Source organism: Corynebacterium sp. ACRQJ (assembly GCF_022346045.1).
Classification (GTDB): Bacteria; Actinomycetota; Actinomycetes; order Mycobacteriales; family Mycobacteriaceae; genus Corynebacterium; species Corynebacterium evansiae.
On record NZ_JAKRMT010000015.1, the window covers coordinates 1 to 25,192 of the forward strand.

The window sequence follows — 25,192 nt, forward strand, 5'->3', positions numbered from 1 at the left end:
GCCACACTCTCTGACCGCCCCCCCCCTGCCACGTTCCCTGCCTTTCAAAGGAGGCTCAACGCTCCTGGCAGCTCGGGCACCACCAGATGATCCGCTCCAACTCCGCCGAATCCAAGTCCGGATCCCCACCAGCCCAGCGCCCACCCAGCGTCGCCTGCTGAATCGCCGCCCCGCACCGCCGGCACGCCTTGCCCGCACGCCCGAACACCCAGTTGCCCTGCCCGGTCCGCCGGTCGCCAGTGAAAACGCGGTGCGGCTCAAGGCGGTTGTCCCACATCAGTCTTCGCGCCAGGTCTATTGTTTTTGTGACGCCCACTTCTCCCACCTGCCCCACCTTCACCTCCGGGTGCATTCCCACTAGGAACATCACCTCAGCGCGGTATTCGTTGCCAATCCCAGCTACGTTTTTCTGGTCCAGCAGCGCGGCACCCAGCGTTCTTTCCGGACGTTGCATGATCCGCGCAATGGCCTCGTCCCTACCGTCTGCCTCCCAGTCTTCCGCCAGGATGTCCGGCCCCAGGTGCGCAATAACCTGCGGGTAGTCCGCGAACTTGAACACCCGCACGAAGCCGAGGTCGTGCCCCACGATCTCGATCTCCTCGCCGCCGGCGTGCTGGGGGCTAAAGCGCAGCACGATGCGTGCGCTAAAGCCTGGCCTGCGCCAACGCTGCCCCGCGCGGTGGATCGCCCACACGCCTTCCATCTTCAGATGCGTGTGGATCACCCGGTCGCCAATGTGCATGAATAGGTGCTTGCCGTAGGGCCACACTCGTATGACTTCTTCGCCGTCGAAGCTCTCCGTGGCAAAGCGGGGCACCCGAATGTCGGTATGGCGCACCGTCCGCCCCGTCATCCATTGCAGGCGGTTGGAAAGCTGGAGTACAGAGTCACCCTCAGGCACGGATGCTCAGCCCCTTCGGAGTCAGGCGTGCACCTGCAGCCACCCAATCTGTCGTGGCGATGTCCATCACCGAGGAACCGTTGACCTTCTCGATGGTCACGGGACTCAAACGTCCGGCGCGGATGGCCTCCTTGAGAATCCCGACCACCAGTTCGATCTGTGGAGCTGAGGCGCCGAGTTCGGCAGACGTGGCGTCACCAAAATCGGGCCGAGCAAAAAGAACCACGTTTCTACCGCCGCGAGTGACATAAGCCTCTGCGCGACCGGCGGCGATGATGATCATGGCACCCGCTGCTCGCGTAGGTGCCATGCCCTCTGTGGCCGAGTGCGAAACCTCCGGCCAGGGCAGCGTGGAGCCGAAAGGGTTCGCGGGGTCCAGGACGGAAAGCAGCTGGGGTGCATGCTCGGAGGCGGCCATTTTGCCGGTACCAATGCCCGCAGCGCCACTGCCAACACCGCCAGCAGCCGAGCTGGCACCGCCGAGCCCGTTTCCGCGCCCGTCCTGTGCCCTCCGGAGCTGGGAAATTACATCCCGCGGGGCGAACTGTGCCCCGCCCAAGCCTTCGACGATGTAACCGCGCAACACTTCACCGGAATCCTCCCAGGCGCTCAACGTCCGGTAGGCCTCGGCGAAACCCCCGGCGGCCTTTTCCGCTACGACCGCCCCACGGGTGACCACGGCGTAGCGGTCAATCCATGCTTCGGAGCGCACCAGGGCCAGCTCCGCGGCGTCGGCAGGAGCTTCTAGCTCCCCTGCAACACCAGCACCAGCGCCGTACACCGCCGACCACCGCCCCGGCACCGAAGAGTGCGCGTTCATCGACCGCCGCGCCGCCCGCGCAAATCCGCTGCGCCCCATCCGCACCCGGCGCGCCGACCCGCGCCCCTGGTTCCGCCGGGGCGCACGGTGAGCCTGCTTACCCGTGGAGCCGGCCTCCACCAGCCGCGCACGCACAGCCGCGAAACTATCGGGCGCCACCAACCCGGCATCGAATAGCTCCCACAGCGCCGCATCTACCTCCGCGTGATCCGCGCCCGTCGCCGCCTGCAACTCGGCCGCCAGAAACGCGCCGCCACGCTGCAGGTGCTCGAGGATCTGTGTGGCCACCATGCCCAAGGTGGTCGCTGTTTCTTTATGGACGCCACGTTCCAGCCCCTCCCCGTCTTCCAGCAGGTACTCGACCATGTCCGCGGGCACGAAGCTCACCCAGGCATCCTTGGCACCGGCCTGCCCGGCACCGACGGCGAGAATCTCGCCGGTGCTGAGCAGCTCGTCCAGGTCTCCCGGCTGATAGTCCGGGATGCGTGCGGGCAGCACCAGGGTTTCCCACGCGCTGGCGGGGATCGGCACCCCGGCGAGTTGTTCCAGGGCGCTGGCGAGCTCCTCGCGCTGCATCTGGCCCAGGCCGTGCCAGTCGGCTAGGAACTGTGCGTAGGTTTGCTGGGTCACCGGTTCCAGCGATCCGCGCGCGGCGGCCAGGGTTGCCGATCGGAGGCGGCGGAGCATCCCCGTATCCACGTACTGCATCTCCCCTCGGGGGTCTGCCTGAGTCTCCCCCTGGGGATCCGCGCTCGTGTCGTGCGAAGTAGTGGATGCCGTGCCTCCGCTAGAGCCACGAGAGTCGCCGGAGCTACTAGGCCCACTGAAAGAATCACCAAGGTAGACAAAGTGCCCTGCGCTCAAGCGGCGCTGCTTGCCCTCAGCCCAGCGGGCCAACAGCGCGTCGGCGGTCGTGCGTCCCAGGCCAAACTCGGCGGCGGTCTCGGTGGCGGTCGTGGGCCCGCGATTCTTCATCCACCTCAGCAACAGTTGGTCGATGGCATTGTCCACCTGGTCCACCTGTTCGGCGGCAATGGCCACGCCGGGCGGTACGGGCACGCCCAGGCCGTCGCGCAGCAGGGGCATGTCCTCGACCGCGCCGAGCTTCAGCTGCCCGCCGAAGTGCACCTCCATCAGGCGCGTGGGAACCAACTCCCGCAGCTGCGCGAGGCTATCCTCCACCGTCCCAGCCCAGGGTTCGATACGTTCGCGCACGCCATCCAGGCTCAGCGGCCCGAGGGCACGCAGCATATCCACGGCTTGCTCCACGCTGGTGGCCTGGCGCCCCTCGGCCAGCCACTGGGCGGCATCCACCACCCGGCGGACCGCAGCTGGGTCCAGGGCCATGCCCTCCTCCCGGGTGCCCAGCACTTTCGCCAACAACGCTGGGTCCACGGCCAGGGCGGCTGCGCGCTCAGCGGAATCGCCCTCGTACATGAAGGCGCTGGTGTAGGTGAACAGCAGAGACTCGGCAAACGCGCTCGGAGCCTCGGTGGTGACCTCCGCCAGGCGCACATCCCGCTGCCCCAGGTTTGCTACCAGCACCTTCAGGAAGTCCAGGTTGTAGACGTCGTGCACGCACTCGCGCATAGTCTCCACCATCACCGGAAACTCCGGGTGCTCCCGGGCAACGTCCAGCAGCTGGGCGGCCCGCTGGCGTTGCTGCCACAGCGGCTGGCGCTTACCGGGGTTGCGGCGCGGCAGCAGCAAAGCGCGGGCGGCGCACTCGCGGAAGCGAGCCGCAAACAACGCAGAGGAGCCTACCTCCTCCATCACATCCGCCAGCGTCGCTTCCGCCCGCTCGGCACCGCTGTACCCCTCGCCCAGCAGCAGCTCCATCCCCGGAGGTTCGTCCGAATAGGGCAGGCGGAGCACCATACCGTCGTCGCCGGCCACGGCCATCGCATCAATCCCCGTCCGGCGGTTCAGCTCCGCCCCCAGCGCCAGCGCCCACGGCGCGTTCACTCCACGGCCGAAGGGAGTGTGCACCACTACGCGCCAGTCGCCGATGTCGTCGCGGAAGCGCTCGATCAGCACGGTTCGCTCGTCCGGGATGATCCCGGCGGTTTGCTTCTGCTCCTGGTAGTAGGCATCCAGGTTGGTGCGGGTGTGGGCGTCCAAAAAAACGGCCGAGCGAATGTCCTCCAACGTGCCAGAGCCCCAAGTACGGCGGTTCTCGCCGATGGCTTGACCGAGCTCCACGGGGCGGCCTGCGGCATCGCCCACCCAGAACGGCAGACGACCGGTGTGACCTGCTGCGGGGGCAACAATCACCTGGTCGCGGTTGATTTCCAGGATGCGCCAACTGCTCGCCCCCAGGGTGAATACGTCGCCGACGCGGGACTCGTAGACCATCTCCTCGTCCAGCTCGCCGACCCGGCGCGCGCCGTCGTTTTCCCCGGCGGCCAGGAACACTCCGAACATCCCGCGGTCCGGGATGGTGCCGCCGCTGGTTACGGCCAGGCGTTGCGCGCCGGGGCGGGCTTCCAGAGTGCCGGCCACGGGGTCGTAGATCGCGCGGGCCTTCAGGTCCGCGAAGTCGGTGGATGGGTAACGGCCGCTGATCATCTCGATCACGCCGTCGAAGGCCTCGCGAGGCAGAGTGGCGTAGGGATGAGCGCGGCGGACGACGCGCCACCACTCCTCGACGTCCAGCGCGCCCGAGCCGTCTGTGCCACTGGCGCCGACCGCGCCGGCCTGCACACTCGCCGCCACGGTCTGCTGCGCCAACACGTCCAGCGCGTTATGCACCACGTGCAGCGGCTCCAGCTCCCCCTTCAGCAGCCGATCCACAACAACCACCGCGGCTTCGGCGTCCTGCTTATGCAGCGGGTAGATGGTCGCGTGGCTGGTCGCGCCCACGGTGTGTCCGGCGCGGCCGCACCGCTGCACCGCCGAAGCCACCGACGGCGGCGCGCCGACCTGCACCACGTGATCTACCAGACCCATGTCAATACCCAGCTCCAGGGAGCTCGTCGCCACCACGCAGCGCAGCTCTCCCGATTTCAGCGCCGCCTCGATGTCGGCGCGCTCGTCCTTGGAGACCGAACCGTGGTGCGCCCGCGCCACACCTGCACCGTCCATCCCCCGCACAGCCCCGGACTGCGCCATCATCTGCGCCGGGTCGCGCCGGGTCGGGGCGGCCAGCGCATCCGGATCGTGCTCCTTGGCCCATTCCTCGTTCAGCGCCCCGGTCAGCCTCTCCGCCGCGCGCCGGGAGTTCACGAACACCAGCGTGGAGCGGTTCTCCATCACCTGCCGGTAGATCGCGCGCTGCACGTGCGGCCACACGCTTTTCTGCTGCGGCAGTGCAGATTCCTTATCCACCCCGCTCGCCACGCGCGCCCCCGACCCGGCCTGGGTGCTGCCGCCCACCCCTTCGCCGATGAGGCTGGGGCCAAGCAGTGCCTCGTCTATCGGTTCTTCTGTTTCTTTTTCTGACGCCGCCTCCGACTCCGTCACCTCATACTCCGCCAACGCGACGTCTTCTGTCGATGGAGGATCCTGGAAGTCCTCCACCACGCTGGTCACCTGCACATCCCAAGACTTCGGCTGCTCGGGGTTCACCACCGTCACCGGGCGATCGCCTCCCAAAAAGCTGGCCACCTTATCCACGGGGTTAACCGTCGCCGACAGGCCGATGCGCTGCACCGCCTGACCCGTCAGCATCTCCAACCTCTCCAGCGACAGCGCCAGGTGTGTGCCGCGCTTCGTGCCGGCCACCGCGTGTACCTCGTCCACGATCACGGTGTCCACATTCGCCAGCGTGGCCGCCGCCTTGCTGGTCAGCATCAGGTACAGCGACTCGGGCGTGGTCACCAGAATCTCCGGCGGGTTGCGCAGCAGCTTGGATCGCTCCGACTGCGGGGTGTCCCCGCTGCGCACGCCCACCCGCACCGGGGCGGCGGTCTCCCCCATCGCGTCGGCCACCCGCGCAATGCCTGCCAGCGGAGCCGCCAGGTTTCGGCTGACGTCCACGCCCAATGCTTTCAACGGGGAGATGTACAAAACCTTGGTGGGACTGGATTTTTCAGGCGTGGGGGCGTCATTAAAAAAAGATCCCCCAGAAAGTCGCGACAGCGACCATAAAAAAGCAGCCAGGGTTTTACCCGACCCCGTCGGCGCCACCACTAAAGCATTCTGACCTGCGGAAATAGCCCGCCATGCCTGCGTTTGCACAATCGTCGGCTCGGCGAAAACGTCTCTGAACCACGCTGCAACGGGGGCATAAAAGGAATCCAGCGGGTCATCAGCCATGTGACCATTTAAACAGACCGCTAAAGTAAGAACTATGACGGCTGAACTCAATGATGCGACGCTGGCCCAGAGACTCGCGCAGGGCACCGGAGAGATCCTCAAAGGCGTAAGGAACGTAGGTCTGCTCCGCGGCACCGAGCTGGGCAAGGCCGGCGACGCGCTGGCGCAGGACTGGATCGCCCGCTCCCTCGTACAACACCGCCCGAACGATGCAATGCTCTCGGAAGAGGCAGAGGACGACCTTGCACGCCTGGATAACTCGCGCGTGTGGATCATCGACCCGCTCGACGGAACCCGGGAGTACGCCGGCGGCCGCCAGGACTGGGCCGTGCACATTGCGCTGGTGGAGAACGGCAAGATCGTCGAGTCCGCCGTGGGGATGCCGGACCTGGGGCGCGTGTTCAGCAGTTCGGAGGTCCGCGCCGTCGAGGGCTCCCGCACGAACCGCCTGGTGATCAGCCAGAACACCACCCCGGCGATCGCTGAGTTCATCGCCGAGGATCTGGGCCTGGAGCTGGTAACCATGGGTTCCTGCGGAGCTAAAGCCGTCTCCGTGATCCTGGGCGATAACGATGCCTACGTCCACGCCGGTGGCCAGTACGAGTGGGACAACGCAGCCCCCGTCGGCATTGCCCAGGCCGCTGGCCTGCACACTTCCCGCCTGGATGGCACGGAACTGTGCTACAACTGCGAGTCGCCGTACCTGCCGGATCTGGTGATCTCCCGCCCCGACATGGCCGACGAGATCCTGGCCTCCGCCGCGAAGTTCCACGACAAGCACGGCGCTTACTCTCTGTAGCCCTCTCTAGCCCTGCTCCTAGCACTGCATGCTCCCTTTTTCCTTCTTGACGCCCCGCCCCGCCTCCCGCGCGCAGCTGGAGCCGGACGCGGACATTCCCGCCACGCTGCAGGGGCGCTATGTTATCGGCGCGCCCGCCAATAATCCGCGGAAGGAGCTTACGGAGGAGCACCCCTGCCCCCTGGTGTTTATCCACGGCACGACGGATAACACTTTCCGCTGGCAGAAAGCCGCAACGTATTTCGCCGCCCAGGGTTATTCGGTGTGGGCTTTCAACTACGGCCAGCCGGAGGAGGGCCGCCCGGCGATCCCGGGTGTGTTTGCCGTGAACGACATCAACGAATCCGCCCTGGAGATCGCGGCGACGATTGATTACATCCTGGAGGTCACCGGCGCCAGCAAGGTGGATCTGGTGGGCCACTCCCAGGGCGGGCTGCACATAAAGAAGTACATTGCAGAGCACGGTGGGCAGGATACGGTGCGCCGCGCGGTGGGAGTGGCCGCGACGTATCACGGCACGACGATGACCGGGATGTCCTCGATCCTGCAGAACCTAGTGGACCGCAACCCCGAATTCGCGGATCTGGTGGCGGGCAAGGCCGCGATTCAACAGCTGAGTAGTTCGGATTTCATCAGTCGGCTCAACGAGCTGCCGGATACCCACCCGAACGTGATGTACACGAACATCTTCACTTCGAAGGATCTGACGGCCACGCCAAATTCCACGTCTCAGCTGGAGTCCATCGGCGGGGCGGATGTGGCCGACGCGGAGGTCGGCGAGGTCTGTGGTCTGCTGCTTCCGCCGGGGCATGCATCGCTTCCCGAAAATGATCACATCATTGGCCTGATCGAGTGGGGTTTGACTCGCGATCGGGGTGATCACACGCCCGTGCATTCTGGATGTAATGGCGGACAGCGCTGGAAGTTAGGCTATCGTTTCTTCCATGAAAACTGACTCTCGCAATCTGGGTCGGGCTCGCCGATCCATCCTCGCCGGCGCTGCAGCGCTGAGCGTTGCCCTCTCTACCCTCTCTTCCCTCACCCCTTCTGCCCTAGCTGCTGATGCCGATGCTTCTAGCGCTATTCCGGACGCCGCAGTCCCCGCCGGTCTAGAAGGCAAGCATGTGGCCAAGGCACCTGTGAACAATCCCACCTGTGTCCCCTCCCCGGAGCACCCGAACCCCGTCGTCTTCATCCACGGCACGTCCGATAACTCGACGCGCTGGCAGAAGGCCGCCAACGCTCTATCCAAGGAGGGCTTTTGCACGTGGGCCTTCAACTACGGCAAACCCACGGACGGCAAGCCGAATTTGCTGGGACACTACGCGATGACGGACATCGATGATTCCGCTAAGGAGATCGCTTCGACTATCGACTACATCCTGTCCGTGACGGGCGCAGAGAAGGTCGACCTGGTGGGCCACTCCCAGGGTGGATTGCACTTGAAGAAGTACATCGCGGAGAACGGCAGCGGCGATAAGGTCGGCCGTGCGGTTGGTGTGGCCCCGACTTACCACGGCACCACTCTGGCCGGTATGGATAAGATGCTGCGCCCGATCATTGAGCGGAACCCGAAGCTTGCAGAGTCCGTCGCAGGTAAGGCTGGCGTGCAGCAGCTGGTCGGTTCGGAACTCATCGATCGCTTGAACAAACTGCCGGATACCGACAAGCGCGTGCAGTACACCAACCTCTACTCTTCCGCTGATACCACCGCCACACCGAACAAGACCTCCATGTTGGAATCGATCGACGGTGCGGATGTGGCGAACGTGGAGGTAGGCGCTGCCTGCAAGATCACCATTCCGCCGGCGCACGCTGCCTTACCCCAGCACGATCCAACCATCGGGCTGATCCTGTGGGGCCTGACCCGCGAGGCAGGCGACCACACGCCAACCGCCGAGCACTGCTCTAACCCGGCGCGCGGATCCGCTGCCGGTTCCGCTTCTGGGGCCGCTGCCGGTTCCTAGTCTCGGCTTGTCCCCAGCCGGGCTTGCCAGCCCCGCGGGTGCCACCGCTTGATAGCCGACGTAGACTATGTGGGACTTTCAAACCCCAAGAAGCTTCGAGCGTGAAAGGAGGCGGCGAGCAGTGGCACCCCAGCAGCAGCCGAGTTCCATCCCCACCCCCTACGAGGACCTTCTGCGGGAGATCCTCGAAACGGGCACCCCCAAGGGCGACCGCACCGGCACGGGTACCACCAGCCTGTTTGGCCGCCAGATCCGCTATGACCTCTCCGCAGGCTTCCCGCTGATCACCACCAAGTCGGTCCACGTGAAGTCCGTGGTGGGTGAACTGCTGTGGTTCCTCCGCGGAGATTCCAACGTGCGCTGGCTGCAGGAAAACGGCATTCGCATCTGGAACGAATGGGCCGACGAGAACGGTGACCTGGGGCCGGTCTACGGCGTGCAGTGGCGCAGCTGGCCGACCCCGAACGGACAGCACATCGACCAGATCGCCGGTGCGTTGGAAACTCTGCAGACTAACCCGGACTCGCGCCGCAATATCGTGAGTGCCTGGAATGTCTCGGAACTGGACAACATGGCCCTGCCACCCTGCCACCTGCTGTTTCAGCTATACGTGGCCAACGGCAAGCTGAGCTGCCAGCTGTACCAGCGCAGCGCAGACATGTTCCTGGGCGTGCCCTTCAACATCGCCAGCTACTCGCTGCTGACTCACATGTTCGCCCAGCAGGCGGGGCTAGAGGTCGGCGAATTCATCTGGACCGGCGGCGATTGCCACATCTATGACAACCACGTGGAGCAGGTAAAGCTCCAGCTTTCCCGCGATGCCCGCCCGTACCCACAGCTGCAGCTGAACAAGGCTGCGGACATGTTCTCCTACGACTTCTCCGATATCGAGTTCACCGGCTACGACCCACACCCGGTGATCAAGGCAAAGGTGGCCGTATAAATGACTTCCAACAACCAACCCCACCGCCCGACCGGCTACGAGCCGGGCGACTACCCGGAACTCACCGCCGCCGCGGTCAGCTATGCCCTAGAGGCCAAGGGGATTTCCCGCGATCAGGTGGAGATCGGCATGATCTGGGCGCAAACCACCGCCGGTGTGATCGGCGATGGCGCGGACATGCCCTGGTATCTGCCGGAGGACCTGAAGCACTTTAAGAACGCCACCACCGGCTACCCCGTCGTCATGGGGCGCACCTCCTGGGAAGCGCTCGACGATGGCTTCCGCCCGCTGCCGGGGCGCACGAACTATGTGATCACTCGGCAGGATGACTATGACGCCCCCGGTGGCATCATCGAGCCTTCGATCCCGAGTGCCCTGGCGAACGCCGCGGAGCAGATCCTCAACGAGTTGAAAGACAGCGCTAGCGCTGAGGGCACTGCAGACGAGCGCACCCCCACCGTATGGGTACTAGGTGGCGGCCAGGTGTACGCCCAGTGCATGCCCGTGGCTGATCGCATCGTCATCACGGAGATCGACATGGAGGCCCCCGAGCGCTTCCAGGTGTACGCACCTCTGGTGCCCACCGAAGAGTTCGAAGAGCACGCCGAGGAGTGGCAGGAATCGCTAAAGGGCCACCCGGTCGACCAAGAGGTCAATCCCGAGCAGCCCCTGCGTTACCGCTTCTGCACCTGGACGCGGCGCTAGTCAACTAGCTCCGCGCTCTAGCGCGTGGCCAGGTCCGCGCCGTAGCGCGCAGCTAACTACACGCTGTAGTACAGCTCGAACTCCTTCGGGCTTGGTCCCTGGCGCAGCGGCTGGATCTCCAGCTCGTACTTCAGGCGCACATAGGCCTGCAGGAAGTCCTCGTCGAAGACTCCCCCGGCGGTCAGGAAGTCGTGGTCTTCCTCCATGGCCGTCAGGGCGGCCTCCAGCGAGTGTGGCACCTTCGGAACCTTCTTTGCCTCCTCAGGCGGCAACTCGTAGAGGTCCTTATCTGTCGGCTCGCCCGGCTCAATGCGGTTCAGAATGCCGTCCAGCCCCGCCATCAGCTGGGCTGCGAAGCCCAGGTAGGGGTTCGAGGACGGGTCCGGCGCACGGAACTCAATACGCTTGGCCGCAGGGCTATCGCCGGTCAGCGGAATGCGGATGGCGGCCGAGCGGTTGGACTGCGAATAGGCCAAGTTGACGGGTGCCTCGAAGCCGGAATATAGGCGTCGATAAGAGTTAACGGTGGGGTTCGTAAAGGCGAGCACCGCCGGGGCGTGGTGCAACAGACCACCGATGTAATAGCGCGCCATGTCGGAGAGCCCCGCATAGCCCGTCTCGTCGTAGAACAGCGGCTTGCCGTCCTTCCACAGCGACTGGTGGGCATGCATGCCACAACCGCCATCGCCGGCCAGCGGCTTCGGCATGAAGGTGGCGGTTTTGCGGTGCTGCTCGGCGGTGTTCTTCACCACGTACTTGAAAGTCTGCAGGTCGTCCGCGGCGGCCAGCAGGGTATCGAAGCGATAGTTGACCTCCTGGATGCCGCCGGTGGCGACCTCGTGGTGGAAGCGCTCGATCTCGAAGCCGACCTTCTCCAGGTTGTACGCAATATCGTCGCGCACCGGGATGGTCTTGTCGTACGGGGCGACTGGGAAGTAGCCGTCGTTGATGCGGATCTGGTTACCGCGGTTCGGCGAGCCGTCCATCATCGTCTCCTCGCCGGAGCGCCACCACCCCTCGTCCGAATCCACGCGGTGGAAGGACATGTTGGTGTCGGAGGCGTATTGGACGGAATCGAAGACGTAGAACTCCGCCTCCGCACCGATCGAGCAGGTGTCCGCCACGCCGGTTTCCTTCAGGTAGTTCTCCGCCTTGCGCGCGATGGTGCGCGGGTCGCGGCGGTACGGCTGGCGAGTCAGCGGATCTTGCACGAAGAACTGCATGTTCAGCGTGGGGTGCTCGCGAAACGGATCCACGTAGGCGGTCGTCGGATCCGGGATCAGCGCCATGTCCGACTTATCCACGGTGGAGAAGCCGGGGATGGAGGAGCCGTCGAAGGCGAAGCCGTCCTCCGCCGCCTTGGGAGTTAGCTCGCGCGCCGGGACAGTCAGCCCATGTTCCAGGCCGAACATGTTGGTAAAGCGAATGTCCAGGTAGCGAATGTTTTCCGACTTAATGAAGTCGATGACCTGGTCGATGTTTTTGAACTCCATGGTTCGTTCAGGCTCCTAGGTTAGCTCCGGGGTATCCCAGAGGTTAAGCGTGGTGCCGATGCCCTTCTCCAGGGCGTTTTCGTACACCTCGGTGGCCCAGGAAACGTCCTCGACGGGCATGCCGCCAATGGAGTAGAAGAAGATCTGCTCGTCGTTCTCGCGGCCTGGGGTCTTACCCGCGGCGATGGCACCGATGTTGTGCAGCTTCTCCTTCGGCAGGGTGCCTTCCTCGACCATGTCCCACCAGCGGTTACCGGGGATTCCCAGCAGGCGTTCGTAGGTGACGTCCGGGCCGTTTTCCTGGAACCATTCCTTGTACAGGCCGTCGTAGTCCAGCACCAGGTTGGATTCTTCGGACTTGATGAAGTCGTCATCGAAGCGGGCCGCTGCGGGGCACAGCACCAGCGCGCCGGGCTTGAGCCACTCGCGCTTGAAGTACGGGAAGGCCTGCGGGCCGTCCGGGGAGGTGGAGGTGCCGGCGATCAGGATGTCGCTGCCCTCGATGGCCTCTTGCTCGCTGTCGACGACCTGCACGTCCAGGTTCTCGAAGCGGTCGCGGATCCACTGTGCTGCCTTTTCGGTGGAACCAGCGCTGCGGCCCTTGATCTTTACGGTCTTGATGCTGGGGCGCTGGGTGATGGAGGAGGCCAGGATGGTGCGGGACATGACGCCCGGTCCGATGATGCCTACGGTCTCTGCGTTCTCTACGGCGAGGTGCTTGACGCCCACAGCCGGAACCGCACCAGTGCGGTACGCAGACAGCAGGTTGGCCGACATGATGGCCTTCGGGGCGCCGGTGACGGCATCGTTGAGGACAAACACGTGGATGGAGCGTGGCAGGTCTGCGGCGCGGTTCTCGGCGTTCGAGCCGTACCACTTCACGCCAGCGCCCTTGAACCGGCCGCCAAGGTAGGCGGGCATAGCCATGAAGCGACGGTCGGGGCCGTTGGCGGGCATGCCCTCATGCTCGGGGTTGTCGGGGAAGTTGACCTGGGCGCCGTGGGAATTTCCGGAAGCGCCGGCCATGCGGTAGTCGCCCTTATCCAGAAGGATCAGGGTTTCTTCCATGACGTCGACGCAACGAGCAGAGTCCGTCACCCCCGCTTCAATCATGTCGGGCTCGGAAAGCCACAGGAAGTCGATGCTGGTGTCGGTAGAGCCGGTGGACTGGGTCATCGGCGAAATCTCTCCTCGAAGATTCTCGATTAGTTGGATCTGAAATTTTCTAGATCAAATAACGCGCTGGGGCGCTAGCCGCAAGCGCTGTACGCTCCGGTTTTTGGAAACCGGTACATCTTCAACGATACAAACCCGCGCGAATATTTTAATGAAACAACGTTTTCAATACGGTCGAGCAAACCTATGAGTCTGGCAAACCCCCTGGGCTTCATATAAATAATTAAGCAAGATATACGGCCAATTTTTCACCCCCAAATGGGTAACCGCCCCGAAGGCGGCCACCCGCACCTCACTCAGTCGCAGTTAGTCCTGCGATGCTTTCCGGCCCCTTACCGCAACGACCAGCGCCACAATGTAGGACAAGATCGCACCCACAAAACTGAGCAGACAAAGCACTTCAGATACTTTGTTCGCTTGCCGCCCGACAAGCACCGTGAACATAGATTTCGTCCCATGGTCGGTATCGTCGAAGTCCACCAGGAAGAAGCCAGTTAGAACTAGGAACGTGCTGACGATAATGAGAGCCCACGACTCTCTCCAGTCGAAGACCTTGTGCGACACTCCCGAAGAATCTTCCGCGTCGATGCGCACGGGAACCTTCCAGAGAGCGTAAAGCGCAACAGCGAATACAAACGAGAGGGGGATGGTCACGAGCATGTACCACCCAAGGGCGCCGAAGAGCATGCGCCCCACCCCGAGGAACGCCGCCGAGCCAAGGACCATCACTAGAGCTAGGAAGGTGTCTAACTGAAAGCCTTTCAGATTCATACCCGCCGAGCTTAACTGAATTCCGCACCCCCTTAGGGTTGCAAAACAAAAAGCGCCCCAGAGAGGAATCGAACCTCCGACACCGGCTTTAGGAGAGCCGTGCTCTATCCACTGAGCTACTAGGGCAGTCGCACGGAAACCGTGCGAGGTACATAATACAAGCCCGTCAACGCTCCCCGTTAACCAGCCCTTTTGGTCACCGCACCCCAGTCCCTCAGCGCTCCGGAACGTGTGGGCATCCCTATCAAAGAACCCCCACACCGCACCCGCCGCGAGGCTACGATTGAGAAGCATGGGCGAAGCAGTATCTAAAGATACCTACACACCGAAACAACGCACCCGCTTCCGAGAGCGCCTCAACGCCGAGCTCGAGGTCTTCGACAAGCACCTGCAGAACGCAGATTTCATCAGCCAAGGCACCATCGGCCTGGAGCTAGAGATGAACCTCGTCGGCGACGACATGCAGCCCAAGCGCTGCAACGTCGGCGTGCTGGAGAAGCTGGAGGAAACCCACCCGGGCGAATACCAGTCCGAGATCGGCTCCTTCAACGTGGAGATGAACCATCCCCCGCTGGCCATCACCGGTCGCGGGCTGGAACAGCTGCAGGAAGGCCTCGACGAGCGTCTGCGCGCGGTGCAGAAGGCCGCCAAAGAACTCGGCTCCCACGCCGTGATGATCGGCACGCTGCCTACCCTGACCACCGACTTCCTCAGCGATCCTGCCTGGATCACCGACGAAAACCGCTACAAGGCTCTCAACAACGCCATCCTCGAATCCCGCGGCGAGCTGGTCCGCATCGAACTCGAAGGCGCCCTGCCCGGTCGGGTGCTCGGCACCGTCGATTCCTATAGGCACGACTTCGAGGACATCGCGCCGGAATCCGCCTGCACCTCCATGCAGCTGCACCTGCAGATCGCGCCGAACCTCTTCGCCAACGCCTGGAACGCCTCCCAAGCCATCGCGGGTGTGCAGGCGGCGCTCAGCGCCAACTCCCCACTGTTCGTCGGGCACAAGCTCTGGCACGAATCACGCATCCCCGTCTTCGAGCAGGCCATCGACACGCGCACGGCAGAGCTCGTCAACCAGGGCGTGCGCCCGCGCGTGTGGTTCGGCGAACGATGGATCACCAGCGTATTCGACCTCTTCGAGGAAAACGGTCGCTACTTCTCCCCTCTCCTACCCGAGGATCGCCTGGAGGCCGGCACACCCATCATGTCCGGCGACAGCCCCGGCCTGCACTACATGAACCTGCACAACGGCACGATCTGGCGCTGGAACCGCCCGATCTATGACCCGAACTTGGAACTCTCCCACATCCGCGTGGAAAACCGCCTGCTGCCCGCCGGCCCCACCACCGCCGACATCGTCGCGGACGCCGCCTTCTACTACGGGCTCGTCAAGTTCTTGGGCACGCAAAATCGCCCCGTGTGGTCGCGGCTTTCTTTTGAGGACGCCCACAGTAACTTCCTCGCCGGCGCCCGCGAAGGGCTGCGCGCCAGCATGCGCTGGCCGCGTGTAGGGACCGTGCCGGTTCGGGAGTTGATTACCGAGCACCTACTCGACCAAGCCCGCGAGGGATTGGAACTGCTGGACGTGGATTCCGAACTGATCGACACGTACCTGGGGATCATCGAAGGCCGCGCCCGCAGCGGACAAAACGGTGCAACATGGCAGCTGGATACCTTGAACCGGCTGGCCCCGAATAGCGAACCGGAATCCGCGGAACGCGCCGAGGCGCTGGCCACCATGATGCAGCGCTACCTCGCTAACCAGGCCAGCGGCCAGCCGGTGCACACCTGGTCGGTGGAAGGCCGCGGCTAGAACAGCTGGGATTTAGCGGCCTCTGAACTGCGGCGCGCGTTTCTCGGCGCGAGCCCGGCGCGCCTCCTGCACGTCCTCGCTGGCCCAGATGTCCACCATCATCTGCTGCAGCTCCGCATCCGCGTGCATGTCCGGGCTGTTGAACACGCGCTTCGAATGCTCCATGGACAGCGGAGCCTGGCGCGCCACCCGATGCGCGAGGGCGGTGGCATTCGGGGTGGCGTCATCAAGAACCACAGAAAAACCCGTTGCCCGGGCTTGTTCGGCACCTACCCGGGCACCCGCCAAGAACACATTGCGGGCCAGCGCGCCGCCCATCAGCTCGCGGGCGCGGGCGTGGGTCCACAGATCCAGGGCGAAACCGTGCTCGGCGACAGGCGCCCAGCAGGCACCCTCGTCGGCGAATACGCGCAGGTCACAGGCCAAAGCAATCTGGCAGCCCGCGCCGACCGCCGGGCCGTGAATATCGGCGATCACCGGCACCGGGGTGGTCTGGATGGCCGAGAGCATGTCCTCCATGGCGGACCAAAAATCATCGGCGTACACGCCACCCGAAAGGTCCGCCCCGGCGCAGAAAACGGGACCCTCGCCGCGGATCAAGATGGCACGCACCCCGGCGGCAGTGTGGGCGCGGACGGCCTCGGCGACGGCGGTGGCGATGGCGGCGTTGAGGGCGTTGCGCTTCTCCGGGCGGTTTAGGGTGATCACGCCGACCTGCGGGGCGGCGGCATTGCTTGCACTACCAGCATCGCTTGCACTACTGGCATCCCTTGCTTTGGCTGCCCCGACGGTCTCGAGATGGGTGATGACGTGCCCTGCGCTCATGGCTAGCAATGTACCGCAGGGGCGGTGCCATACGCGGGTGTTTCGCGGTAACCCGCGCGGAGTTTCCCTAGCCCTCTAGGCCGGCGTGGAAGGTCAGCGGATCACCGCCGATGCGGCCGTCCTCCACGTCCAGAGCCTCGATGGCGGAGACCTCGTCAGCGGAAAGCTCAAAACCGAAGACGTCGAAGTTCTGGCGCACGCGCTCCACCTTGGAGGAACGCGGGATCACCACGTCTCCCCGCTGAATGTGCCAGCGGATAATGGCCTGTGCCACGCTCACGCCATGCTCGGCGGCGATCTTCGCGATGGTCGGATCGGTCAGGTTCTGCCCCTGCCCCAGCGGCGACCAAGCTTCGGTGACGATTCCGCGGTCGCGGTTGTCCGCGCGCTGCTCAGCCTGGCTAAAGCCCGGGTGGATCTCAATCTGGTTCACAGCCGGGGTGTGGCCGGCCTGCTTCAAGGCATCCAGTGCCTCGGGGTAGAAGTTGCACACGCCGATGCTGGTAGCACCACCGGACTGCTGGATCTCCGCCATAGCGTCGTATGCCTGCACGAACTTGTCGGCCTTCGGGCACGGCCAGTGCAGCAAATAAAGGTCCGCATAATCCATCCCCAGCTTCTTCTGAGATTCCGCGAAAGCCTCCTTGCCACGCGCCTGGTCGGCGTTCCAGAGCTTGGTGGTGATGAACAGCTCTTCGCGCTGCACATCCCCTGCCTTCACTGCGTCAGCTACGGCACGGCCCACGGCTTCCTCATTACCGTAGATCGCGGCGGTATCGATGTGGCGGTAGCCGGTCTCGATCGCGGCGCGCACCGAGGTGTACGTGTCCTCGTCGCTCAACTGCCAGACGCCCAGCCCCAGCTGCGGAATGGTCTTGCCGTCGTTCATTTCAAGGGTCGCTACTGCATCGTTCTTTTCGCTCATGGCCTCTTTTGTACGCCACCTAGCTCGTTCTCGCGACGGCGCTGTTAAAAACTTCTTCGCCGACCTAATCCTTTCGCATGTGAGACAATATTCAGGATCCTTCTTATTCGATCAAGGGTTCACGTTGTAAAGACTCACAAGGAATATATGGAAGCTCTCTATATCAACAACCTCAATAAGAGTTACGGGGACCACCAAGTCCTCCACGACATGACACTCCAGGTACAGCCTGGTGAAATGTACGGTTTCGTAGGCTCCAACGGCGCCGGCAAATCCACCACCATGCGCATCGCACTGGGGGTGCTCGCGGCGGACAGCGGCGAGGTGCTTCTGGGGGATCGGCCGATCGACGATGATCTGCGCCGCCGCATTGGCTACATGCCGGAAGAGCGCGGTCTGTACGCGAAGGAGAAGATCGGTGACCAACTGCGCTTCTTCGCCCGCCTCCACGGCTTGAGCGACAAAGCGGCTCGGAAGAACGCAGAAGGCCTGCTGGAACAGCTCGGCCTGGCCGAGCGCTCGGACGACAAGCTGGAGGAGCTGTCGCTGGGTAACCAGCAGCGCGTCCAGCTGGCGGCCTCGCTGATCCACGATCCGGAGTTGCTGATCCTGGACGAGCCTTTCTCCGGCCTGGATCCCGTAGCCGTGAACGTCATGAGCGACCTGCTTGTCGAGCGCTGCAACGCAGGCGTGCCGGTGCTGTTTAGCTCCCACCAGCTCGATCTGGTGCAGCGCCTGTGCGACCGCGTGGGCATCATCGCCACGGGACGCATGAAAGCCGAAGGCACCGTCGACGAGCTGCGTACCCGCGGCCCCATCGTCTACGAGGTGCGCACTCCGGCGCGCGGCTGGTACCCCCAGGGCACCCGCTTGGTAGAGGACTTTGGCGAGGGCGTGCTGCTCGAGGCCGAAACTACGGACCTGGATCAGCAGATCCTGCAGGCTGCGATGGCTGTCGGCCCGGTCCACTCGTTCTCCCGCCGTATCCCGCACCTTGCAGAGCTCTTCCAGGAGGTCGTCGAATCATGAGTTATTCTTCCCCGAACACCATCGCCACCGTCGCCAAGCGCGAGATCCAGGTGGCCTCCCGCAGCAAGGCGATCATGTTCTCCTTGATTGTCGTCATCGCCGTCATGCTCATCGGCGTGTTTGCCGGCGCATGGTTCGCCAACAAGGACGACGACAACGAAACCCCGAAGCTCGGCCTTGTGGGGATTGAGAAGGAGTTTATTGACGCCGCCCCAGCCTCCACCGAAGGTGCCTCAGAGGGGACTGAAGGTTCCGGTGGCGTGGAGGCGGAAACCGTGGCCTCCCGCGATGAGGCTTCCTCTAAGGTGACTGACGAGGACCTCGATGCAGCCCTGGTGAAAACTGATTCGGGCTACGAATTGCTCGCGGAAGGAAAGCCCGACCCCGCGATCCTCAGCACTGTTAGCGCTGCGATCAATGCGCACGCGCAATCCGAAGCGCTAAACAAGGTGGGAGTTTCCCCCGAGGAGTTCGCCGACGCCACGCCCTCCGTGCAGCTGGAGACCGTGGACTTGAAGGCAGATGACGCGATGGAGGCCAACGGGCCGCAGATTGTCACCGCCATGGTCGGCGTGATGCTGATGGCCTACTTCATCATCCTCTTCGCCGCGAACGTCGGCGGGCGCATCACGGAGGAGAAGTCCTCGCGCGTGGTGGAGATCATCCTGGCTTCCGCCCGCCCGATGGATTTCCTGGCTGGCAAGATCATCGGCAACACTATCTTCGGTTTCATCGGCACCGCAATCATCCTGGTCATCGGCGCGGTTGCAGTTTCCGTCTCCGGGCTGTTGGGGGACGTGGACTTCGACTACACAGTGGTGGCTCTGATGCTGCTGGCCTTCTGCATCGGCATGCTGTTCTTCGGCAGCCTGTACGCGGCAGCGGGCTCTCTAGTTTCCCGTACGGAGGATCTGCAGTCCACCCAGGCTCCGATCCTGCTGTTCATTATGGGTATGACCTACGCCCCACTGTTCGGCCTCAGCAACATGGAATCGACGTTTATGCAGGTGCTGGGCTGGGTGCCGCCGTTTAGCCTGACGGTCGCCCCGATGAACATGGCGGCGGGCACGATGAGCCTGCCGCAGGTTCTGCTGAGCTTCCTCATCGCCACCGTTGCGACGGTTCTGGTGATTCTGCTGGTGGCCCGCGTCTACCGCAATTCCATTCTGAACAACGGTAAGAAGATGAGCTGGGCCAAGGCGCTGAAGGGCGCCTAGCGCCTTAGTTCACGGCGATCAGGTCGATAATGAAGACCAGCGTGCGGCCAGACAGCTGGTGCCCCATACCGGCCGGACCGTACGCCTTCTCCGGGGGAATAGTCAGCTTGCGGCGACCACCGGCGCGCATGCCCGGGATGCCCTCCTGCCAGCCCTCGATCAGGCCGGAGAGGGGGAACTCGATGGACTCACCGCGATCCCAGGAAGAGTCGAACTCCTCGCCGGTCTCGAAGTCCACGCCCACGTAGTGCACCTCAACCATGCCGCCCGGCACGGCCTCTGCACCCTCGCCGACCACCAAATCTTCAATCACCAGGTCCTGCGGGGCGGGGCCATTCGAGAGGTCGATCTGCGGTTTGCTCATGGGAAGTCTCCTTTGAAAACTGATAGCTTCTCGAACCCCCACCCTAGCAAAACGCGAAACACCCCCTTGGGGGCATACGCATTGCGTAGCCAGCCCAAGGGGGCGTCACCAAAAAGGGTTTAGAGCTTGCGCGCACCCTCGCCGGTGTAGATCTGGCGCGGACGGTTGATCTTCGCGGTCGGATCGTTGACCTGCTCCAGGTAGTGAGCGATCCAGCCCGGCAGGCGGCCCATGGCGAACAGGACGGTGAAGAAGTCCGTCGGGAAGCCCATGGCGCGGTAGATCAGGCCAGTGTAGAAGTCAACGTTCGGGTAGAGCTTGCGGGAGATGAAGTAATCATCAGCCAGCGCGATCTCTTCCAGCTTCATAGCCAGATCCAGCAGGTGGTCGCCACCCAGGTGATCCAGGATCTCGTGTGCGGACTCCTTGACGATGGCCGCGCGCGGGTCGTAGTTCTTGTAGACGCGGTGGCCGAAGCCCATCAGCTTAACGCCCGGCTCCTTGTTCTTCACGCGGTTCATGAACTCGGTAGCGTCGCCACCGTTAGCGTGGATCTCCTCCAGCATCTCCAGAACGGCCTGGTTAGCACCACCGTGCAGCGGACCGGACAGTGCGTTGATACCTGCGGCGATGGAGACGAACATGTTGGCCTGGGAAGAACCAACCATGCGGACGGTGGAGGTGGAGCAGTTCTGCTCGTGGTCAGCGTGCAGGATCAGCAGCTTGTCCAGAGCCTTGGTGACCACCGGGTCGTCCTCGAAAGGCTCGGTCGGGTAGCCGAACATCTGGCGCAGGAAGTTCTGGCGCGCGTTCATGGAGTTATCCGGGTACATGTACGGCTTGCCCTTGGAAGCGCGGTAAGCGTAAGCAGCCAGCATCGGCACCTTCGCCATCAGGCGGTAGGTGTTCAGCTTCTGGTGATCCGGATTCAGCGGATCCAGGGAGTCCTGGTAGTAGGTGGACAGAATGTTCAGGGAGGAAGCCAGAACGCTCATCGGGTGAGCGTCGCGCGGGAACACGCGGAACTGCGCCTTGAAGTCCTCATCCAGCAGGGTGTGGTTGCGGATGTTGGTGTTGAACTCCTCTGCCTGCTCCTTGTTCGGCAGTTCACCGTTGATCAGCAGGTAGGAAACCTCGTTGAAGGTTGCGTTGTTAGCCAGGTCGGCGATGTCGTAGCCGCGGTAACGCAGGATGCCGTTTGCACCGTCGATGTAGGTGATAGCGGACTTGGTGGAACCGGTGTTCACGTAGCCGGGATCCAGGGTGGTCAAGCCGGTTTCTGCCAGCATCTTACCCAGTGCAACACCGTCGTTACCTTCGGTGGCGTGGACAATGTCCATCTCGTACTCTCCACCTGGGTAGTGGAGAACGGCCTTGTCCTGATTATCAGTAGCCATTGACATCCCTTTCTGAAATGTTCACGTGCCTGCCCGCAGCGAATGTTGTAGCGATTACTTTTGGTAGAAGCTTGCGCCGGCACCGATGGAGCGGAACACAGATTCACGGTTTCATTTGTAAATTGTAGCCGCTTTAGGGCTTCCCCGTATGGCGTTACTTGCATAGTTAGGCCCACGGGGGGATACGGCACACTGTAGTGCCTATGTGACGCGCATGACAGACTGCCTAGCTTAAGCGGGGGTAAAACACAGTCTCACCACCCGCGATTCTTATATTTTTGACACCTTTAGGCCAAGCGGTCCGCGCGAGGGTCTACCCTATAAAGTCAAGCGCAAAAAATACGAGCGATCAGAGGGAAAGATGAACGCACCTGCCAACGACCTAAACACCCTGCCCACCATCCCCGCGGAGTTCATTCCCGCCGATGGCCGCTTCGGCTGTGGCCCGTCCAAGGTTCGCCCAGCCCAGCTGCAGGCAATCCAAGACAACGCAGCCATCCTGGGCACCTCCCACCGCCAGGCTGGCGTGAAGGACGTCGTCGGCTCCGTACGCGAGGGTCTGTCCCAGCTGTTCAACCTGCCGGAGGGCTACGAGATCGTTCTCTCCCTGGGTGGCGCCACCGCTTTCTGGGATGCCGCTTCCTTCGGCCTGATCCGCAGCAAGTCGGCGCACCTGACCTACGGCGAGTTCTCCTCCAAGTTCGCCAGCGTCTCCAAGAAGGCCCCATGGCTGGACGAGCCGCAGATCGTCGCGGGCGAGCCGGGCACCGCTCCGTCCCCGAGCGAGCTGGATGGAACCGATGCCGACCTGATCGGCTGGGCGCACAACGAGACCTCCACCGGCGCAATGGTTCCGGTCACCCGCCCGAAGGCAGCTTCGGACGACACTCTGGTCGCCATCGATGCAACCTCCGGCGCCGGCGGCCTGCCCGTCGACCTCAACGAGGCCGATGTCTACTACTTCAGCCCGCAGAAGTGCTTCGCCTCTGACGGTGGCCTGTGGCTGGCAGCCTTCTCCCCTGCCGCCCTGGAGCGTGTGGAAGAGATCGCCGCTTCCGACCGCTACATCCCGGCCTTCCTGGATCTGAAGACCGCCGTGGATAACTCCCGCAAGAACCAGACCTACAACACCCCGGCCGTCGCTACCCTGCTGATGCTGGACGACCAGGTGAAGTGGATGAACGCCAACGGTGGCTTGGACGGCATGGTGGCTCGCACCACCGAGTCCTCCAAGACCCTGTACAGCTGGGCCGATGCCCGCGCAGAGGCCACCCCGTTCGTGCAGGATGCGAATGCCCGCTCCCTCGTTGTCGGCACCATCGACTTCGACGAGAACATCGACGCCGCCAAGATCGCCAAGATCCTGCGCGCCAACGGCATTCTGGATACCGAGCCTTACCGCAAGCTGGGCCGTAACCAGCTGCGTATCGGCATGTTCCCGGCCATCGACCCGGAGGATGTCAAGAAGCTGACCGGCGCTATCGACTTCATCCTCGACGGCGGCCACGCTACCAAGTAAGGCACTATCCAGTTACTGTTTCGCCATCATCTAGCGACTGAATCCGCTCACCCTCCAACCGAGCTTTTAGCTAAGGTTGGAGGGTGATGTTAATAACACCGCCGTCATTTGCCGCATCATCCGTCAGGAGGCCACGTTGCAAGAGCTGAAATTTGTCGTCGCCGATAGCGATGCCTCGTCGCTCGTGCTGCGCGCCGTTGACCCCGCCGTCGGCGGCCCCATCGCCGAGTACTTTCTGCCCGTCACCGACGAGTTGCGCTCCTTTCTTAATGACGCCCCCACGGCCAGCGCGGACAGCGCTTCCGTAGAAGCCGAGGGCGATGCTCGCTCCGGGGCATCCGAAGGTTCCGACACGGCCAGCACGGCCAGCACCACCAGCACGTCCAGCCCTGGCGGCTCTACCGACGCCGCCACGGATCCCGCAGAGGCACACCGCGAGGAGGAGCAAGCGGCAACCCGCGCTGAGGAGGAAGCGGTGGAGGCCGAGGTGGCGTCGCTGTTCCAGGGGCGCGGACAGGACCGCCCTAACGCGCGTCCGCACCGCACCCGGATCTCCATGTCCCCGCGCGTGATCCAGGATCGCATCCGCCACGGCGCTACCGTCGCCGAACTGGCAGACGAGGCGGACACGGACGAGTCCCGCATCGAGCCCTACGCCTGGCCGATCCTGCAGGAGCGCGCACGCATCGCGGAGCTCGCGCACGCGGCGCTGCCGGTGAACGGAGACGGTGTATCGAACCAACCCCTGTGGGAGGTTCTGGCGACGGCTCTGGCGGCGCACGGGGAGTCTCTTTCGGACGCCGAGTGGGATGCCTACCAGAACTCCACCAAGCAGTGGATCGTCACCGTATCCTGGGAAAAGGACGCCGCCGGGCGCACCAACACGCACGTCGCGGAATTCATCATCGAGCTGCGCGGCTCGGAGAAGGCGCTGGCACACCCGCACAACAGCATCGCTGGCGACCTGGTGAACCCGCGCTACGGACAGCCGGTGCGCAGCGTTTCCCCGGTGACTCCCCTGCTGCACCCAACGCAGGATCCCGAGGAACAGTACTGGGAGGACGACCAGGCCGATCAGAACCAACAGAGCGACCGATCCGCTGGGTCTCGGGCTCCTGGGGCTCCCGGGGAGCCCGCCACGCAGGGCACTCCCCCCGCCGGCGACGATTCCCCTGCGGAGCGGGGCGACCGCGGCGATAATGAATTCCTAATGCACCCCGACGCAAAGGCTGCGAAGCCGAAGCGGAAGCGCAAGGCCGTCACCCCGCACTGGGAGGACGTCCTGTTGGGTGTGCGCACCAACCCCAAGAAGAAGAACTAGGCGATAGAAGGAGCCACAGCTGTGACCCTGGTGACCCTTTGGTTTGTGAATGCTGCCAACCCCAGCACCGTGGTGAACCAGGAGCATAAGGTCGACCGTGGCTTCGCCCGCAAGTACCTGGCACAGCTGAATCCGGCCTGGCCGCTGACGCACATCGGTGATTTCGACATGACCCGCAGTGCAACCCCTGGCACCGATGAGTTCTACATCGGTGGCTACCCGGGGCTATCGGTAGTGCAGACGGTAATCCCCGACCTGCGGAAGCTCTCCGAACTGCCGGAGCGCTACCGCACGCTAGTCAGTGCGGCCGACGTGTACGCCTCCTGCGTGGTGGCGGACCCGGAAACCGCGGCCTCGACGAAGCCCGGGGATGGTGGGGATCCGGCTTCCAAGGAGGTCGACGAAACCTTTGGGGGCTTCGCCCACTGGTCGGGCGGCCAGCTCAAGCGCTCTTTCTGCGCCACCCGCGAGACCGTGTTCGAGGACATCGGCCTGCCTGGCGAGTTCGAGGCCGACTACTGGGCCGGCAACACCGAGGCCAGCGGCATCCAACTGCCTTTCATCCCCGCGGAGCTGGCTGCCGCGGCCATCGAGGCCTGGCTGGGCTTTTCCGTCTGCGCCTCCGGCCCGGCTTTGCCCATTGCCGCCTTCGCCGTCGACGGCCGGCCGGAGGCGAAGTCCTCCGAGTACGACGGTCTAACGCATGGACGCCCCAAGCCGGACGACATGGTCTCCGTCTACGACGACGAGCAAGGCTACGACGATTACGCCGCCCCGTCCCGCGAAAGCGAACCCAGCGGAGCCGAGGTGGCCAAGAACCTGCTGAGCTCCCTGGGCCAGGGGGCTCGCAAGGGGCTTTCCGCTGGGTTGAAGGGGCTACGCGGAGCCTCCAAAAAGATCGGCGACGAGGTGCGCCGCCGCACCGGCGGGGAGTAGCTCCC

20 protein-coding genes and 1 tRNA gene are annotated in these 25,192 nt (G+C 63.7%); 11 read left to right on the forward strand and 10 right to left on the reverse strand.

Annotation, left to right across the window (positions count from 1 at the left end; genetic code table 11):
• Window positions 1–55 precede the first annotated feature (55 nt).
• Together MHX52_RS08200 and MHX52_RS08205 are read right to left on the reverse strand one after the other, a co-directional pair.
• Entirely contained in the window at window positions 56–901 is an 846-nt protein-coding gene (locus MHX52_RS08200) for a DNA-formamidopyrimidine glycosylase family protein (RefSeq protein WP_239317611.1), read from the reverse strand.
• Window positions 894–5,978: a DEAD/DEAH box helicase gene (locus tag MHX52_RS08205; protein ID WP_239317613.1), complete on the reverse strand. Its 5,085-nt coding sequence runs from the start codon at window positions 5,976–5,978 to the stop codon at window positions 894–896. The genes MHX52_RS08200 and MHX52_RS08205 overlap by 8 nt, the downstream gene beginning before the upstream one ends.
• A gap of 34 nt (window positions 5,979–6,012) precedes the next feature.
• On the opposite strand from MHX52_RS08205, the gene MHX52_RS08210 reads away from it, so the two are divergent.
• From MHX52_RS08210 to MHX52_RS08230, 5 genes are all read left to right on the forward strand, one after another.
• Window positions 6,013–6,777 carry a 3'(2'),5'-bisphosphate nucleotidase CysQ gene (locus tag MHX52_RS08210; RefSeq protein ID WP_239317615.1) on the forward strand — a complete coding sequence of 255 codons (765 nt, stop codon included), beginning with the start codon at window positions 6,013–6,015 and terminating at the stop codon, window positions 6,775–6,777.
• Between the two features lie 28 nt (window positions 6,778–6,805).
• Window positions 6,806–7,732, forward strand: coding sequence for an alpha/beta fold hydrolase (locus MHX52_RS08215; RefSeq protein ID WP_239317618.1), 927 nt, complete (start codon window positions 6,806–6,808; stop codon window positions 7,730–7,732).
• Entirely contained in the window at window positions 7,722–8,744 is a 1,023-nt protein-coding gene (locus MHX52_RS08220) for a triacylglycerol lipase (RefSeq protein WP_239317620.1), read from the forward strand. The genes MHX52_RS08215 and MHX52_RS08220 overlap by 11 nt, the downstream gene beginning before the upstream one ends.
• A gap of 121 nt (window positions 8,745–8,865) precedes the next feature.
• On the forward strand, window positions 8,866–9,687 hold the full coding sequence (locus MHX52_RS08225) for a thymidylate synthase (protein ID WP_070487195.1): 822 nt from the start codon (window positions 8,866–8,868) through the stop codon (window positions 9,685–9,687).
• Window positions 9,688–10,392, forward strand: coding sequence for a dihydrofolate reductase (locus MHX52_RS08230; protein ID WP_070487196.1), 705 nt, complete (start codon window positions 9,688–9,690; stop codon window positions 10,390–10,392).
• A 56-nt stretch (window positions 10,393–10,448) separates the two neighbouring features.
• On the opposite strand, the gene glnA is transcribed toward MHX52_RS08230, so the two are convergent.
• The 4 genes from glnA to MHX52_RS08250 all read right to left on the reverse strand — a co-directional run bounded on the left by glnA (window position 10,449) and on the right by MHX52_RS08250 (window position 13,958).
• The gene (gene glnA, locus MHX52_RS08235; protein ID WP_035005088.1) at window positions 10,449–11,885 is read right to left on the reverse strand and encodes a type I glutamate--ammonia ligase; all 1,437 of its coding nucleotides are present in this window, start codon (window positions 11,883–11,885) and stop codon (window positions 10,449–10,451) included.
• 15 nt (window positions 11,886–11,900) lie between these two features.
• Window positions 11,901–13,061 carry a tyramine oxidase subunit B gene (locus MHX52_RS08240; RefSeq protein ID WP_239317622.1) on the reverse strand — a complete coding sequence of 387 codons (1,161 nt, stop codon included), beginning with the start codon at window positions 13,059–13,061 and terminating at the stop codon, window positions 11,901–11,903.
• Window positions 13,062–13,367: 306 nt separating this feature from the next.
• Window positions 13,368–13,832 carry a hypothetical protein gene (locus MHX52_RS08245; protein WP_070487198.1) on the reverse strand — a complete coding sequence of 155 codons (465 nt, stop codon included), beginning with the start codon at window positions 13,830–13,832 and terminating at the stop codon, window positions 13,368–13,370.
• A 53-nt stretch (window positions 13,833–13,885) separates the two neighbouring features.
• Window positions 13,886–13,958: transfer RNA gene (locus MHX52_RS08250), tRNA-Arg, on the reverse strand.
• A 166-nt stretch (window positions 13,959–14,124) separates the two neighbouring features.
• Here MHX52_RS08250 and MHX52_RS08255 point away from each other — a divergent pair.
• Window positions 14,125–15,654 carry a hypothetical protein gene (locus MHX52_RS08255; RefSeq protein WP_035005094.1) on the forward strand — a complete coding sequence of 510 codons (1,530 nt, stop codon included), beginning with the start codon at window positions 14,125–14,127 and terminating at the stop codon, window positions 15,652–15,654.
• A 12-nt stretch (window positions 15,655–15,666) separates the two neighbouring features.
• Here MHX52_RS08255 and MHX52_RS08260 read toward each other — a convergent pair whose 3' ends face one another.
• Together MHX52_RS08260 and MHX52_RS08265 are read right to left on the reverse strand one after the other, a co-directional pair.
• Window positions 15,667–16,479, reverse strand: coding sequence for an enoyl-CoA hydratase (locus tag MHX52_RS08260; protein ID WP_239317624.1), 813 nt, complete (start codon window positions 16,477–16,479; stop codon window positions 15,667–15,669).
• Between the two features lie 67 nt (window positions 16,480–16,546).
• A complete protein-coding gene (locus MHX52_RS08265; RefSeq protein WP_239317625.1) occupies window positions 16,547–17,404 on the reverse strand; it encodes an aldo/keto reductase in 858 nt (285 codons plus the stop codon).
• Window positions 17,405–17,551: 147 nt separating this feature from the next.
• On the opposite strand from MHX52_RS08265, the gene MHX52_RS08270 reads away from it, so the two are divergent.
• Entirely contained in the window at window positions 17,552–18,433 is an 882-nt protein-coding gene (locus MHX52_RS08270) for an ABC transporter ATP-binding protein (RefSeq protein WP_239317627.1), read from the forward strand.
• Window positions 18,430–19,650 carry an ABC transporter permease gene (locus tag MHX52_RS08275; RefSeq protein WP_035005103.1) on the forward strand — a complete coding sequence of 407 codons (1,221 nt, stop codon included), beginning with the start codon at window positions 18,430–18,432 and terminating at the stop codon, window positions 19,648–19,650. The genes MHX52_RS08270 and MHX52_RS08275 overlap by 4 nt, the downstream gene beginning before the upstream one ends.
• Before the next feature lie 4 nt (window positions 19,651–19,654).
• Here the strand turns inward: MHX52_RS08275 and MHX52_RS08280 are convergent, their stop codons facing one another.
• Entirely contained in the window at window positions 19,655–20,014 is a 360-nt protein-coding gene (locus tag MHX52_RS08280) for an FKBP-type peptidyl-prolyl cis-trans isomerase (protein ID WP_035005105.1), read from the reverse strand.
• 119 nt (window positions 20,015–20,133) lie between these two features.
• Window positions 20,134–21,411 carry a citrate synthase gene (locus MHX52_RS08285; RefSeq protein ID WP_239202095.1) on the reverse strand — a complete coding sequence of 426 codons (1,278 nt, stop codon included), beginning with the start codon at window positions 21,409–21,411 and terminating at the stop codon, window positions 20,134–20,136.
• A 361-nt stretch (window positions 21,412–21,772) separates the two neighbouring features.
• Here MHX52_RS08285 and serC point away from each other — a divergent pair, with 361 nt between their 5' ends.
• The 3 genes from serC (at window position 21,773) to MHX52_RS08300 (ending at window position 25,187) form a co-directional block, all read left to right on the forward strand.
• Complete coding sequence (gene serC, locus MHX52_RS08290) at window positions 21,773–22,930, forward strand: phosphoserine transaminase (protein WP_239317629.1); 1,158 nt, start codon at window positions 21,773–21,775, stop codon at window positions 22,928–22,930.
• A 136-nt stretch (window positions 22,931–23,066) separates the two neighbouring features.
• Window positions 23,067–24,251, forward strand: coding sequence for a septation protein SepH (sepH, locus tag MHX52_RS08295; protein ID WP_239317631.1), 1,185 nt, complete (start codon window positions 23,067–23,069; stop codon window positions 24,249–24,251).
• 21 nt (window positions 24,252–24,272) lie between these two features.
• Window positions 24,273–25,187, forward strand: coding sequence for a hypothetical protein (locus MHX52_RS08300; protein ID WP_070487205.1), 915 nt, complete (start codon window positions 24,273–24,275; stop codon window positions 25,185–25,187).
• Window positions 25,188–25,192: the final 5 nt, after the last annotated feature.